14 protein-coding genes and 1 pseudogene are annotated in these 13,933 nt (G+C 51.5%); 11 read left to right on the top strand and 4 right to left on the bottom strand.

Features of this window, described 5'->3' with window-relative positions:
- Nucleotides 1–133 precede the first annotated feature (133 nt).
- The 7 genes from radC to QT397_02700 all read left to right on the top strand — a co-directional run bounded on the left by radC (nucleotide 134) and on the right by QT397_02700 (nucleotide 4,834).
- Entirely contained in the window at nucleotides 134–808 is a 675-nt protein-coding gene (radC, locus tag QT397_02730) for a DNA repair protein RadC (GenBank protein ID WNZ56298.1), read from the top strand.
- A gap of 215 nt (nucleotides 809–1,023) precedes the next feature.
- The gene (gene rpmB / locus QT397_02725; GenBank protein ID WNZ56297.1) at nucleotides 1,024–1,260 is read left to right on the top strand and encodes a 50S ribosomal protein L28; all 237 of its coding nucleotides are present in this window, start codon (nucleotides 1,024–1,026) and stop codon (nucleotides 1,258–1,260) included.
- A gap of 36 nt (nucleotides 1,261–1,296) precedes the next feature.
- Nucleotides 1,297–1,452 carry a 50S ribosomal protein L33 gene (gene rpmG / locus QT397_02720; GenBank protein WNZ56296.1) on the top strand — a complete coding sequence of 52 codons (156 nt, stop codon included), beginning with the start codon at nucleotides 1,297–1,299 and terminating at the stop codon, nucleotides 1,450–1,452.
- Between the two features lie 97 nt (nucleotides 1,453–1,549).
- On the top strand, nucleotides 1,550–2,365 hold the full coding sequence (gene mutM / locus QT397_02715; protein ID WNZ56295.1) for a bifunctional DNA-formamidopyrimidine glycosylase/DNA-(apurinic or apyrimidinic site) lyase: 816 nt from the start codon (nucleotides 1,550–1,552) through the stop codon (nucleotides 2,363–2,365).
- A gap of 71 nt (nucleotides 2,366–2,436) precedes the next feature.
- Nucleotides 2,437–2,589, top strand: a complete 153-nt coding sequence (locus QT397_02710; protein WNZ58606.1) for a DUF5993 family protein — start codon at nucleotides 2,437–2,439, stop codon at nucleotides 2,587–2,589.
- An 11-nt stretch (nucleotides 2,590–2,600) separates the two neighbouring features.
- Nucleotides 2,601–3,149, top strand: a complete 549-nt coding sequence (locus tag QT397_02705) for a disulfide bond formation protein B (protein ID WNZ56294.1) — start codon at nucleotides 2,601–2,603, stop codon at nucleotides 3,147–3,149.
- Nucleotides 3,150–3,295: 146 nt separating this feature from the next.
- Nucleotides 3,296–4,834 (top strand): amidohydrolase family protein, encoded by a 1,539-nt coding sequence (locus tag QT397_02700; protein ID WNZ56293.1) that lies wholly within the window; start codon nucleotides 3,296–3,298, stop codon nucleotides 4,832–4,834.
- 49 nt (nucleotides 4,835–4,883) lie between these two features.
- Here QT397_02700 and QT397_02695 read toward each other — a convergent pair whose 3' ends face one another.
- The 4 genes and pseudogenes from QT397_02695 to rsmD form a co-directional block, all read right to left on the bottom strand.
- On the bottom strand, nucleotides 4,884–6,521 hold the full coding sequence (locus QT397_02695; protein WNZ56292.1) for an NAD-dependent malic enzyme: 1,638 nt from the start codon (nucleotides 6,519–6,521) through the stop codon (nucleotides 4,884–4,886).
- A gap of 139 nt (nucleotides 6,522–6,660) precedes the next feature.
- Nucleotides 6,661–8,385, bottom strand: a complete 1,725-nt coding sequence (ggt, locus tag QT397_02690) for a gamma-glutamyltransferase (protein ID WNZ56291.1) — start codon at nucleotides 8,383–8,385, stop codon at nucleotides 6,661–6,663.
- 62 nt (nucleotides 8,386–8,447) lie between these two features.
- Nucleotides 8,448–8,923 (bottom strand): annotated as a pseudogene (gene coaD / locus QT397_02685) (pantetheine-phosphate adenylyltransferase).
- Between the two features lie 86 nt (nucleotides 8,924–9,009).
- Nucleotides 9,010–9,600 (bottom strand): 16S rRNA (guanine(966)-N(2))-methyltransferase RsmD, encoded by a 591-nt coding sequence (gene rsmD / locus QT397_02680; protein WNZ56290.1) that lies wholly within the window; start codon nucleotides 9,598–9,600, stop codon nucleotides 9,010–9,012.
- Nucleotides 9,601–10,084: 484 nt separating this feature from the next.
- Here rsmD and ftsY point away from each other — a divergent pair, with 484 nt between their 5' ends.
- The 4 genes from ftsY (at nucleotide 10,085) to rpoH (ending at nucleotide 13,874) form a co-directional block, all read left to right on the top strand.
- A complete protein-coding gene (gene ftsY / locus QT397_02675; protein WNZ58605.1) occupies nucleotides 10,085–11,077 on the top strand; it encodes a signal recognition particle-docking protein FtsY in 993 nt (330 codons plus the stop codon).
- Nucleotides 11,078–11,113: 36 nt separating this feature from the next.
- Entirely contained in the window at nucleotides 11,114–11,800 is a 687-nt protein-coding gene (gene ftsE, locus QT397_02670) for a cell division ATP-binding protein FtsE (GenBank protein WNZ56289.1), read from the top strand.
- A complete protein-coding gene (gene ftsX / locus QT397_02665; protein ID WNZ56288.1) occupies nucleotides 11,781–12,797 on the top strand; it encodes a permease-like cell division protein FtsX in 1,017 nt (338 codons plus the stop codon). The genes ftsE and ftsX overlap by 20 nt, the downstream gene beginning before the upstream one ends.
- 222 nt (nucleotides 12,798–13,019) lie before the next feature.
- Nucleotides 13,020–13,874, top strand: a complete 855-nt coding sequence (gene rpoH, locus QT397_02660) for an RNA polymerase sigma factor RpoH (protein ID WNZ56287.1) — start codon at nucleotides 13,020–13,022, stop codon at nucleotides 13,872–13,874.
- Nucleotides 13,875–13,933 lie beyond the last annotated feature (59 nt).

The raw sequence follows: 13,933 nt of genomic DNA, 5'->3' as shown, positions 1-13,933 counted from the left end.
TTTGGTGCGAGCCGGTAAGATTAGCATTTCTGTGTCGTTTCTTATAAGACTGCAGTAGCGCCTCACAAGGGCAGCATGGAAAAGGTGTTCAGTAGATGTGCGATAGATAAGACACTGACTAACTGGGCTACAAATGAAAATAAAGGACTGGCCGGCAGGTGAGAGGCCTCGGGAAAAGCTGTTGGAGAGAGGGGCTGAAGCCCTGTCGGATGCAGAGTTGTTGGCAATTTTTCTGCGCGTGGGGCTACCTGGCCTCTCAGCAGTGGATCTGGCCAGGGGACTACTCAATGACTTTGGTGGCTTGCGCCCCCTATTAGAGGCCGAGCGAGATGACTTTTGCCGCGCGCGAGGGCTCGGCGACGCCAAGTTTGCTCAGTTGCAAGCGGCGCTGGAAATGGCCAAGCGGCACTTGGCGGAGACGATACAGCACGGCAGCGCACTGTGCAGTCCCGGGGCGGTCAGGGATTACCTGGCAATCCAGCTCAGGCACCGGCGCAGGGAAGTGTTCTGCTGCCTCTACCTGGATAATCAACACCGGGTGATCGCTTTTGAGGAGCTGTTCGAGGGGACTCTGAATGCAGCGAATGTCTACCCGCGCGAAGTAGTACAGCAAGCGCTGTTGAAGGGGGCTGCGGCGGTTATTTTGGCGCACAACCACCCTTCTGGTGTCAGTGAGCCCAGCCAGGCAGATATCTGGATTACCGAGCGGTTGACCCAGGCACTAGAGCTGGTGGATATCAAGGTTCTGGACCATTTGATCGTCGGTGAGGGCAAGGCGCTATCCTTTGCAGAGCAGGGATTGATGTAAAGGTGTCGTTCCCGGCGTTGAAATGTTGTACAAAACTTGCTCCCTACGGGCTCTTTTGGTATAAAACGCCGCTCTTTGCGGCCGGGCCAGATTCTGCACAGGTTCCGCCGCCATCCAGGAACCGGATTAGAATCCCGATTTTTATGTTCCCGCACTACCTTTTCCTCTTCAGGATTGGCGCCATGCGGGCACAAGCGTTTTGAAGAGGCCAACAGATGTCCAAGGTATGTCAGGTAACCGGTAAGCGTCCGGTCACCGGAAACAATGTATCCCACGCTAAGAACCGCACCAAGCGTCGCTTCGTGCCGAACCTGCACAGCCACCGTTTCTGGGTTGAATCCGAGAAGCGTTTTGTGAAGCTGCGTGTTTCCGCGAAAGGCATGCGCGTTATCGATAAGAAAGGTATCGACGCTGTCCTGACTGAGCTGCGCGCCCGCGGCGAAAAAGTGTAACGGCTGTAGCCCAGCTAATAGATTGGAGATAGAGCAATGCGTGAGAAGATTCGTCTGAATTCCAGCGCCGGTACTGGCCACTTCTACACCACTACCAAAAACAAGCGCAACATGCCTGAGAAAATGGAGATCAAAAAGTACGATCCCGTTGTACGCAAGCATGTAATGTACAAGGAAGGCAAAATTAAGTAATTGCCTACCGCTACTGTACAGAAAGCCCGGTTTTAACCGGGCTTTTTTGTGCGTATTGGAAATTGAGCAGCCAGTTTACACAGGGTAACTCCAGACGATGCCAGAGCTCCCAGAAGTAGAAACCACTCTCAGAGGCCTGCAACCTCACCTGGAGGGGCATAAAATTCGCTCCGCAAAAGTGCGCCAGCATCAGTTGCGCTGGCCCGTGGAAGCAGACTTTGAGCGCCGTGTCCGCAATGCCCGGATACTGAAACTGGAGCGTCGGGCTAAATACCTACTGGTACATACTGACAAGGGCTGCGCTATTTGGCACCTGGGAATGTCTGGCAGCCTGCGTATGGTCGAGGCTGCACAGGCACCGGAAAAGCATGATCATATCGACTGGCGCCTGGATAGTGGTCTCACACTGCGTTACCGCGACCCGCGCCGCTTTGGTGCCCTACTGTGGACAGTGGCGGACCCACTGGCCCACGACTTACTCAGCCATCTGGGCCCAGAGCCTCTCTCGGAAGAATTTAGTGGTGAGTATCTGTTTGAAACCTCGCGCAAACGTAAGCAATCGGTCAAAACCTTCATCATGGATGGCCGTATCGTTGTGGGGGTGGGTAATATTTACGCCAGTGAATCTCTTTTTCTGGCGGGCATTCGCCCAGATCGACAGGCCGGTTCTATTTCCAAAGCCCGACACCAGCGCTTGGCTGAGTCCATAAAGCAGGTTCTCAGTCAGGCAATCGCCCAAGGTGGGACTACCTTGCGGGACTTTATTGGCGGTGATGGAAAACCTGGCTATTTCGCCCAACAGCTAAATGTTTATGGCCGTGCGGGTGAGTCCTGTCCCTCTTGCGGCCGAGCAGTCAAAGATATGGTTTTGGGCCAGAGAAATACCTTTTTCTGCTCTAGCTGCCAACGTTAAATCGCATCCTTCTGGCAGCTTTAGACAATACTAATATCATCGTATTGTCGATAAGGAGCTGCTTAGTGGTCATGATATTGCCTTTTCTTACGGTCACCCTGTCGATTTGGGCCGTTTGGAATGGTCGTCGCCGCTCTGCAATGGGCTGGTGGTTGTTGACCTTGCTGATCTTCATTACGTGGTGTGGATATCATATGACGCGAGCACTGTCGCTGTCTTTCTAGGGGCCGTGCCCATGATGGTGTTTATGGTCAGAAGGCTGGATAGCTTGGCGCTGTTAGCGGTAAGCATAATCCTATGGATTGCCTTGATCATGGAGTTGGCATCCCACCAACACCCCTGCCCTCTCTGTCTCTTACAACGTGTTGCCTTTGCCATGATTGGCATGGGATTGATGTTGAACCTGCGCTTTAGTATTCGTGCAGGGCATTACGGCGTTGTTATTCTTTCGTGTCTAGCCGGTCTGGCTGCTGCTGTAAGGCAGGTATTGCTGCATATCACCCCTGGCGATCCAGGGTTTGGCAGCCCAGTCTTGGGCTTGCATTTATACACTTGGTCTGCACTGATTTTCTTTGTCTTACTGATCTACTGTGGCGTTGCATTAATGTTTGGCTTTAAGCGACGAAGTTTTGCCACTAGAGAGTTAACTTTGATTGAAAAGTGCATTGCCATCTCTTTCTTCACTGTCGTGTTGGCCAATTTAGTCGCGGTTCTCCTCGAGTGCGGTCTGGGTCCCTGCACCAGTGGGTCATTTGGGTATCACTGGTTGTGGTCTCGAGGTTAGGCACACAAATGTGTCCGAGCTTTCTACACTTTTCCTGATAAGACCCGAGTCCCGGGGAATTACGGAAAACTGTGAGGAGTCCCTATGCGTCTGGCCTGCCTGCTCATTTCACTATTGTTAATTGCTTGTGAACGAGCTGAATCCCCTTGCCGGCCGCCAGTGTTGAACCCGCCCAGCACGTTTTAAGGAATGCGTATATCTATACCGTCGACCCGGCCCGTAGTATTGCCTCGGCAATGGCAATTCGCGATGGGCGCATAGTCTATTTGGGGAATGAAAATGGAGTGAATAGGTATGTCGGAGTTCACACTCAGGTTAATGATTTGAAAGGAAGGTTAGTACTTCCCGGTTTCATCCAGTCAATTTCAAACAATACCGATTATAGCGGTCTGGATTTGTCTCTGTTTCAATCAGTTGAAGCCTATCAAAATAAGATTCAAGATTACATTCTCAATAATCCTGAGGCCCAAATTGTCGTCGGCCGTGGCTGGAAAATGGAAGTATTTGGTGACGACGAGCCCCATAAAGCAATGCTTGATCAGATTAATGATCTAGTACCAATTATTATGTTCTCAGCGGATCACTCATATGTGTGGACTAATTCTGAAGCTATAGCGGCGGCTGGAATAGATATGAGCACCAATAGTTCGACTGAGAATTTTATTAAAAGAAGTGATGATGGAATTCCTATTGGCCTATTTCAAGGTAGGGGAGCAGTAAGTGTTTTTAGTAGTCTAATTCCTGAAGACAAGGTGAGCAAAGAGTTTCATAATCTCAGTGAGCTAAAGGATGTAGCCCTTTCCATGGGGGTCACGACTTTACATTCATTTCATATTCCTTTTTTTGAAAGTGAAAATAAAGCTGAAAAATTTAAAAAATCAAATTCTTTGGAAAATCGTGATGTTCGTATTAGAGCGTTTTTAACGGTTCCTATGAACATGCCTTCTGATCGATTTATATCCCTTAGGAATTATGCGGATAAAATTTCTTCAGATGATTTTAAAGTGATTGCTATTAGTTTCGTAATTCCAGACTCTATTTCAAATTATAATTATCTAATTCAAGACGAGCTGGGAGAAAGTGTAAAAGATACTTCTGCATGGCTTGTCGATCTTTTTCATCAGGCAAATTTATATAAGTTTCAGGTGCATTTTAGCCTTCCTGAAGGGAGTTATGAAAGTGGCATATTAAGGGGCCAAGTTGAAAAGTTAATTAATGCGGAGTTTCAGGGGGTCCGTAATATCGTATCAAATATTCCAGAATTCTTACTGGTTGATTTGTTGGAGAAAAATAATGCGGCAGCAATTGTTTATGAGGGTAAGTTGCCAACCTTTAATGTCGATAAATTAACAGAAGGCACAGGTTCTTATATGGGGGGTAAAATTTTATTTTTTGCAGGTGATGGGAAGCTAGAAGGGCAGATGAATAGCCTAAATGTGATACGAGATCCGATTTCCATTATACACACAGGAGCTAAGCATAAGGTTCCAGTTGACCTTATGATAAGGTTGCTCACAATTAGGGGGGCTTATGCTATTCATCTGGAGAATGAAGTAGGAAGCTTAGAGGTGGGAAAGTGGGCTGATTTTATCGTTCTGGATGGAAATTTATTGAAAATAAAATCAGCTGAAATTGATAAAGTTAGAGTGTTAAATACCTACTATAAAGGTAGGCAGGTATACTAAAAAATCCATTAATAAATTGGTGGTTGCACTTTAGAGTAAAATATGAAGCTTATGTGAATGTCCTATATTCTGCTTTATAGCTTAACTCTTCAATGAATTTATATAGATTCTTGGGCTCTTGTATTTCGGCCAGACCAAGCTTGAATATTTTTTCACTTACCCTGACAGCAGTGTGCAATGACACTTTAAGTATGTCCGCTTGTGGTGGAAATAAGCAGCCTTGATCAAGAAGTTCGTTTGCGACCTGTTCTGCAACACCAATAGCCGCCTCTATAAATAGCTCATCTGGGATTCTTTTTGCTTTGGTCGCATAGATTGCAAGAGCAACTGCAGGGAAGATGTAGAAATTATTTGCCTGTCCAGGTAAATAATTTTTCCCATTAAAGTTGTAATTTGGAAACTGAACTCCAGCAGCGTAAATAGCTGTGCCTTGAGACCACTGATAAGCTTGCTCCGCTGTACATTCAGCGTGCTCGGTTGGATTGGATAAGGCAAAAATTATTGGTTTTTGATTAAGTTTTGCCATAGTCTCTACTACTTGCCGCGTAAATAGCTGCCCAACAGTACTGACGCCGATAAGAGTAGTTGGCTTATGTGTATTTACAGCGGTAAACAGGTCATTGGTAGGGGGTAAATCATGCGCATAGGGTTGCTGAAAATCATATAAATCTGTCCGACCTTTAACCAATAGGCCATTTTGGTCAAACATAATAATTCTAGCTCGGGCATCTTTTTCATTTAGCCCATCCTCGATCATTTTACTGACGAGTAAGTCAGCTATACCTATGCCTGCCGACCCTGCTCCGGCAAAAAATATTCGCTCATTTTTTAGCGTACTACCTTTGATTTTCAGTGCATTGAGCATGCCTGCGAGAACTATTCCGGCGGTTCCCTGAATATCATCGTTATAACAGCAAGCTTTGTCCCGGTAGCGTTTCAGCAGGTGTACAGCATCACTGCCAGTCCAGTCCTCGAAGTGCAAACAACAGTTGGGATATTGCTCCTGAACAGCAGCAACAAACTCATCGACAAAGGGATATAGGACTTCACTGGTGGGACGTTTTTCTCGTAAGCCGATATATAAGGGGTCACTGAGAATAGCCTCGTTATTCGTCCCCGCATCTAAAAAGAGCGGCAGTAAATGTTCTGGTGGTATAGCTGCCGCCACGGTATATAGCTGTAATTTTCCAATGGGAATGGCCATGCCATTGGCTCCGATATCGCCCAGTCCTAGAATTCGTCCACCGTTAGTTACGCAGATAAAACGGATTTCCTGATCCGGCCAATGGTGCAGGTATTCGGCGACTTTGCCCCGGTGGTTAGTGCAAAGGTAAACGCCCCTAACCCGGCGTATGATATGGCTAAATTTAACGCAAGCTTCACCGATGGTAGGGTCATAAATAATAGGTAAAAAGCGCTCTGGGTCGGACATAACCACGCGGTAGAAAAGCGTTTCATTGGTGTCCAATAGCCCAGTGAGGTAAACAAAGCGATCAATGTCTGAATGCTTGTGACTCAACTGCATCATTACCCGTTCTACTTGGGTTTCTATGGTTTCAACCGCATCTGGAATTAAGCCTGTGAGACCAAATTTTTGTCGTTCTGCTGCAGTAAAGGCTGTGCCTTTGTTGGTTATCGGGTTGTGTAGGAGTCTGAGTCCCCCCAACTCGGTTTTTGGTTTTTTCACTTGCCAAGCTCTCTTACTCGATTAAGCAAAAAGAAGTATGGACTAAGGTGGACTCGGTTAATGGCAGGGTTGGCGGGGGATCAATGGTTTTTGCTTGGGAGCGTGAGTGGGCAGGCTAATCACCACGAGGGTGGGCCATTTAGCGGCCCACTGCGCTGCCCTCGCGGCGGGGGTCGGCTCCACCGTACAGCTTGTTATTTTGCAAAGCGATGGCATGGATACCACTGTTGAGGCCCCTTTCGACAACCTCGTGTCCACGGGCTTCGAGTTTCTCGATAGTATCGGGGCTGAAAAAGCCGGGCTCCAATTCGACTCTCTTACCAATAGCGCCGATATTTCCCGCAGAAATCGCTTCGGCAATCGGCATATTCAAGCCCAGATGGTAGAGAATGGTGCGCGCGGTGTAGTCAATAATTCGTGAGCCGCCGGGGGAACCCACCAGAAGGCGCATGCTGCCATCTTTGTTGAAAACGATGGTGGGGGACATGGAAGAGCGTGGTCTCTTGCGCGCTTGAATGCGGTTGGCCACCCGCTCCCCACTACTGTTTTTTGGAGTGAAGGAAAAATCGGTGAGCTGGTTGTTGAGCAGGAAGCCCTTTACCATCAGGCGCGACCCGAAGCCGGTTTCAATACTGGTCGTCATACTGACGCCATTACCGTAGCGGTCGACAATCACTAAATGACTGGTGTTGGGCAGCTCTGGCGATTGGGCCATCACCCGCTTCACCCCGAGTTCGGCTGGGGTACCCGGAGTCGCAGCTGTGGCGGAGTCCGGGTCGATTAACTGCGCGCGGCGAGCCAAATAATCCCTGGACACCAGCGATTTACTGGGTACTTGGACAAAGTCGGAATCACCGGAGTAGGTGTTGCGATCGGCAAATGCCAGTTCCGAAGCTTCGATAAATAAGTGGGTGAGCAGATCACTGCCAGGCTCGAAGCGCTCCAGTGGGAACTGTTGCAGCATGCCCAGAATACCGCCTACCGTGGTACCTCCGGACGATGGGGCATCGGCACCACACACACGATATTCGAGAAACTCCGAACACAGGGGCTGGCGCTCCTTGGCCCGGTAGCTAACCATATCTTCGAGACTCAGGAGCCCTGGGTTGGCACTGTCATAGCGCACAGCTTTTACGATAGCCTTGGCAATGTCGCCGTGATAAAAGGCATCCGCACCGCCCTGGGCAATTGCCTCCAGGGTTTCCGCGTAAGCTGGGTTCTTCAAGTTGTGACCCACGGGCAGAGGTTTGCCATCACTGTTGAAGAAGTAGCTGGCAATTGCCGGTCGAGCAGCCACCTTCGGCATGCGCAGTAACAGCTGGTGAAGGCGCGGTGAGATCTGAAAGCCGGATTTGGCCAGGTGTATGGCCGGCTGAAATAACTGCTCCCAGGGTAACTTGCCATCGCGCTCGTGAGCCATTTCCAGCATTCGCACAACACCGGGAACGCCGACCGAGTAGCCGCCGATTACAGACTCAAAAAATGAACGCGGCTTGTTGTCGCGGATAAAGTAATTTTCGTCTACCTGAGAGGGGGCTGTCTCGCGCCCGTCGTAGTACTTGAGCTTCTTTGCCGCAGCGTCATAGCTGAGCATAAATGCTCCGCCACCAATCCCGGAGGATTGTGGTTCTACCAATCCCAATACCATCTGAGCGGCAATGGCGGCATCCACAGCGCTGCCGCCCAGGGCGAGAATCTGCTCGGCAGCCCGGCTGGCATGGGGGTTGGCAGTGACTGCCATATAGAAGTTGGCCGTTGAGGACTTAACGGCTGTGCGACCGGTATCAAACTCCGGTTGTGGTTCATCGGCAAAAGCGAAAGCGGGACTCAGAACCAGTGCAAAGGCGGCGAGAAGGTTGCGCACGTAACACTCCGCAGATTGTGGATAAATCCGCTCGAGTGTATCAGAAATAGCCAGATTCCGGCTTAACGAAATTTCTCTTCCAGCGCGCTTTGTACAGCAGCCGGAACAAACTTGGTGACATCGCCGCCCAGGGAGGCAATTTCACGCACTAAAGAGGATGAAATGTAGGACAAATGTTCTGCCGGTGTCAGGAACAGGCTTTCCATATTGGGCGCTAACTGGCGGTTCATATTGGCCAATTGGAACTCGTATTCAAAGTCGGACACCGCGCGCAGACCGCGCAGTACGCCATAAGCATCTACCTGGCGCACCAGGTCGGCGAGCAGGATATCGAATCCAATGACTTCGACATTGGGCAGGTGGCCGAGAACTTTTTGTGAAAGTTCTACCCGCTCCTCTAAGGTGAACAGGGGTTTTTGCGGTTGCTGGCAGCCACAGCCACGATAACGTGGTCAAACAAGCGGCATGCGCGCTCCACCAAGTCCAAGTGACCATTGGTGATGGGATCGAAGGTTCCGGGATAGACGACTTTTTTCATACGCCAGGGCTTAAATGCGGGCCGAATGGGATGCGAATGGTAAACAATTTACGGCTAAGGTCAAAACCGAATCTTTTTATTCTTCCCTAAACCGATGGGCCGGCGCGGCGAAACAAGCGCATACACACCTGTCCTGCACGTTTTTCTTTTTCCTGTTCCCAGCCAGGTACGGATGCAACCACTGTGTCTCGCGGTGTTTCCACATAGATTAATGCATCCTGCGAAAGATGGCCGGACAGGGCGCCTAGAGTTGCCTGCCAAAGATTGTCAGCAAAAGGGGGATCGATAAATACGAGGTCGTATTTACTTCCATTACTTCCGAGGAACTCTTCTGCACTACAGTTATGGACTTTGGCTTCCCGGGCGTTTAACTGTTTTAACTGTTCCGCCAGGGTTCGCGCAGCGCGAGTATTCAGCTCGACAAAATCTACCGAACCGGCGCCTCGGGATAGCGCCTCCAGACCCAGGGCTCCTGAACCGGCAAAGAGGTCCAGGCAGCGGGCGTCGGGCAGGTAGAACTGCAGCCAGTTAAACAGAACCTCCCGCAGTCGGTCGCCGGTAGGTCTCAAGCCCTCCACTGGGGCAAACTGTAATTTTCGCCCGCGCCACTGTCCGCCAATGATGCGTAACTGTGAAAGGTTTTGCGGGCTTTGCTTTCGGGATGAACTTCTGGCCAAGGTAACTCTCTACTGGGGGCTTAGCGATGCTAAGATTAGCGTCTTTCTGCAAGCGGTACATCCGGACATACGAATGATTTTTGACTTCCTGCGCAAAAAGAAGAAGCGCAAGCCCGAACAAAGTGAGCCCCAGCAATCCCAGGCGGAGGTCACTGCTGCGTCTGAAGAGGAATCATCGGCGCAGAGCCCAGAGCCTTCAGCGCTAGAGAAAGAGCCTTCAGCTCTAGATAAAGAGCCCTCGGCGCTGGACAAAATGCCCTCAGACATAGAGGAAAAGTCGTCTGCCCAGGGAGAAACCTCCGCTCTGGAGGAGGCAAAGGCCCCTATCGATGAACCCACTGCCCCAGCTTCTGTCCCCCAAGAGGAAAGTGCCGGCTGGGCGCAGCATGCTGATGCGGCGGGCGAGCCGGAGGCCGTTGTCGAAGCCCCCCAGGTGGCTGTAGCAGCAGAGCCTGTAAAAGAGGAAGCCGAAAAGCCAGCCCCGATTCAGCCCGAGCCAGCTCCAAAACCCAGAGCCAAAGAGCAGCCGAAACCGGAAGCCAAAAAGAAAGAGGGTTTCTTTGCGCGTATTCGTCGCGGCCTCAGCCGCACCAGCAACCAGTTTGTCGAGGGGATGGGAAACCTGTTCCTCGGGGCCAAGGAAATCGATGAAGATCTGCTGGAAGAACTTGAAACACAGCTGTTAATGGCAGATGTAGGAGTTGAGGCTACCAGCGAGATCGTCGAGCGCCTGACCGAACGGGTATCCCGTCGGGAATTGGCCGATGGCGATGCACTTTACAAGGCACTGCAGCAGGAGCTGGCTGACTTACTCGATAGTGTTGATGCTCCCCTGGAAATCGATATCAGCAAGAAGCCTTACGTCATTCTGGTAGTGGGCGTAAACGGTGTGGGTAAAACCACAACAATCGGCAAGCTGGCCCACCGCTTTCTCGGTGAAGGCAAGTCGGTGATGTTGGCTGCCGGTGATACATTCCGTGCCGCAGCAGTTGAGCAGCTGCAGGTTTGGGGGCAGCGCCACGATGTACCGGTTGTAGCGCAGCATACCGGTGCTGACAGTGCGTCAGTTATTTTCGATGCGGTTCAGTCTGCCCAGGCGCGCGGCGTCGATGTGGTAATTGCCGATACCGCCGGGCGCCTGCACACCAAATCCAACTTGATGGAGGAGTTGTCCAAGGTGCGCCGGGTGATGGGCAAATTGGACCCCAGTGCGCCCCACGAGGTGCTGTTGGTACTGGATGCTGGCACTGGCCAAAATGCGATTAACCAGGCCTCTCAGTTCCGTGAGGCGGCCGGCGTTACTGGCTTGGTGCTGACCAAATTGGATGGTACTGCCAAAGGCGGCGTTATCTTTGCCCTGGCTCGTCGTTTCGGTATCCCGGTGCGTTTTATCGGTGTGGGTGAGCAGGCGGAAGATCTACAGCCATTCCGCGCTCGTGAGTTCGTATCCGCCCTGTTTGGCCGCGATAAGGCCTGATAATTCGCCTAGGAAATAACAAGAACAACAGAAGCCGTGATCACTTTCGATAATGTGAACAAGCGTTACGTATCGGGGCAGGATGCCCTGGTGCGAGTCAGCCTGGAAATCCCCCGTGGCGATATGGTATTTCTCACCGGTCACTCCGGTGCGGGTAAAAGTACTTTACTGAGACTCCTGACCGCGATTGAGCGCCCTACTAAGGGCAGTATTCTTGTCGCCGGACAGAATCTCAACCGCCTGCGCAATGGCCAGATCCCCTACTACCGCCGCAATCTGGGTATTGTCTTCCAGAATCACCAGCTGCTATTTGACCGCAGCGTTTTTGACAATATTGCCCTGCCCTTGTCTGTTGCTGGTTGCAATAAGCGCGAGGTGGGGCGTCGGGTTCGCGCAGCCCTGGATAAGGTCGGCTTGCTGCACAAGGAAAAGCAAAATCCCATTATGTTGTCTGGTGGTGAGCAGCAGCGGGTTGGGATTGCCCGCGCAGTCGTTAACAAGCCCGCGATATTGGTTGCCGATGAGCCCACCGGCAACCTGGACCCAACACTCTCGCAGGAAATCATGCAGTTATTCGCCGACTTTAACGCAGTGGGAGTTACGGTGCTGGTGGCGAGCCACGACTTGGAACTGATTGCACGGATGCGCCGACGGGTATTGACCCTACAGGCTGGCCAACTGATATACGACGGAGTTCCGAGCCGTGAAGTACACCCAAGCTAAAGCGCAACGGCAGGCCAACCCTGCCGCAGACAAACGTGTGCGCAGCACCGGCGCTGTTGTTGCACAAACAGGGTTGGGCGATCGATGGAATAGCTGGTTGGGGCATCACCGTGAGATGGCCGCCGACTCTGTCAGTCGATTTTTTAGCGCACCGATGGCCAGTGCAATGACGGCGTTGGTGATTGCTATTGCCCTGGCCCTGCCGGCGGCATTGCAATTGGGCCTGTTGAATTTCCAGCGCGCGGTGGCTGGTTGGGATGGGCAGCCACAAATTTCTGTTTTTCTGCACAAAGATGCGAGACAGGCTGCGGTTAATTCCCTGGCCGACAAATTGCGCAGTGACCCCGCTATCGCGGAGGTAACTTATGTCTCCCCGGAAGATGCCCTGGCAGAGTTTGAACAGGCCTCGGGGCTTGGGGATGTATTGGTTGGCCTGGATGCCAACCCCCTGCCGGCAGTGCTGTTGCTGCGGCCAAGGGATGCGAAGGACGGCGATAAACTACAGGCTTTGGTGGAGAATCTGAGAGCCCAGGCACTGACGGATTCAGTGGTCTTGGATCTTGCCTGGGTCCAGCGCCTCGCCCAGATCACCGAACTGGGACAGCGTCTCTCCGCAGGTCTAGCCCTGTTATTGGCGCTGGGAGTGGTATTGGTGGTGATCAATACCATACGACTGCATATCGAAAGTCGTCGGGAGGAGATCCTGGTAGTAAAGCTCGTTGGCGGCACTAATGCGTTTGTGCGACGGCCGTTCCTTTACAGTGGCATTTGTTATGGGCTATTTGGCGGGTTGTTGGCGTGGCTGTTGCTTACAGGTGGTGTGGCTATGTTGTCTGGGCCAGTTGAGAGTCTGTCATCAAGTTATGGCAGCAGCTTCGAACTGAGAGGGCCGGGCGCCAGTTACTTCTTTCAATTAACTTTGGGGGCCTCCTCGCTGGGCCTATTAGGGGCTTGGCTTGCGGTAGCGCGACACACTCGCAAGATAGAACCCCGCTGACCGGTGAGTCTGATCAAGAAGGGTAAAGTGTTCTGGCAAAGGGAACCTGAGGCGTAAAAAGCCCCTCTAATTCCGCGAAATACAACAGAATACGGTAGTTGTTGGCGGGCTTTCTTATCTGCCCGTGCAAGTGCTACACTGAGTCCAGCTTGTCGCCGGATACAGTATCCGCCGGCAGCGGCCGGTAATATCGGCCGACTAATAATGACAGGAGAGACCTGAATGGGAACCAGCCTACAGCCAGTGCATACGCTGTCTCCGGGCGCCAACCTGGGAGCTTATATCCAGACCGTCAGTGGTTTTGACGTACTGACCGCTGAACAGGAAAAGCACCTGGCAGAAGACCTCTATTACCGCGAAAATCTCGATGCTGCACGCCAGCTGGTCATGTCACACCTGCGCTTTGTAGTGCATATCGCCAAATCTTATTCCGGCTACGGGCTCAATGAAGCCGACCTGATTCAGGAAGGTAATGTCGGTTTGATGAAGGCCGTCAAACGCTTCAATCCCGAAAAGGGAGTGCGCCTGGTATCCTTTGCGGTACATTGGATTAAAGCTGAAATCCACGAATTTATTCTGCGCAACTGGCGTATTGTTAAAATTGCCACCACCAAGGCGCAGCGCAAATTATTCTTCAACCTGCGCGGTCAGAAGAAAAAACTCGCCTGGTTGACCAATGCAGAAGCTAAGGCCGTCGCCAAAGACCTGAATGTGGATGTCACCCAGGTCCATGAAATGGAAGGCCGCCTGGCTGCACACGATGCGGCTTTTGATGCGGGTGTCGATGACGATGACGATACCGCCTGGCAGGCTCCGGCTCACTATCTGGAAGACCGCAGTTTTGATCCGGCCGCCCAGCTTGAGCGGGATAACTGGCAGGAAACCAACTTGACCAGCCTCGCCAGTGCCATGGCACAACTGGATGATCGCAGCCGCGATATTATTCAGGCCCGCTGGCTCAGTGAGGAGAAATCCACATTGCATGAGTTGGCTGATAAGTATGGTGTTTCCGCTGAGCGAATTCGCCAGCTGGAAAAAAATGCCATGAAGAAAGTGCGTGCTGCTATGGAAGCCTAAATCGGCGTTCTGGTACACGGGTAGAAAACCGCGCAGTAGCGCGGTTTTTTTGTCCCGCC

The organism is Microbulbifer sp. MKSA007, from assembly GCA_032615215.1.
In the GTDB taxonomy this organism is placed as follows: Bacteria; Pseudomonadota; Gammaproteobacteria; order Pseudomonadales; family Cellvibrionaceae; genus Microbulbifer.
Note: the sequence above shows the minus strand (reverse complement) of the source record. Positions and strands in the feature narration are given on the sequence as shown.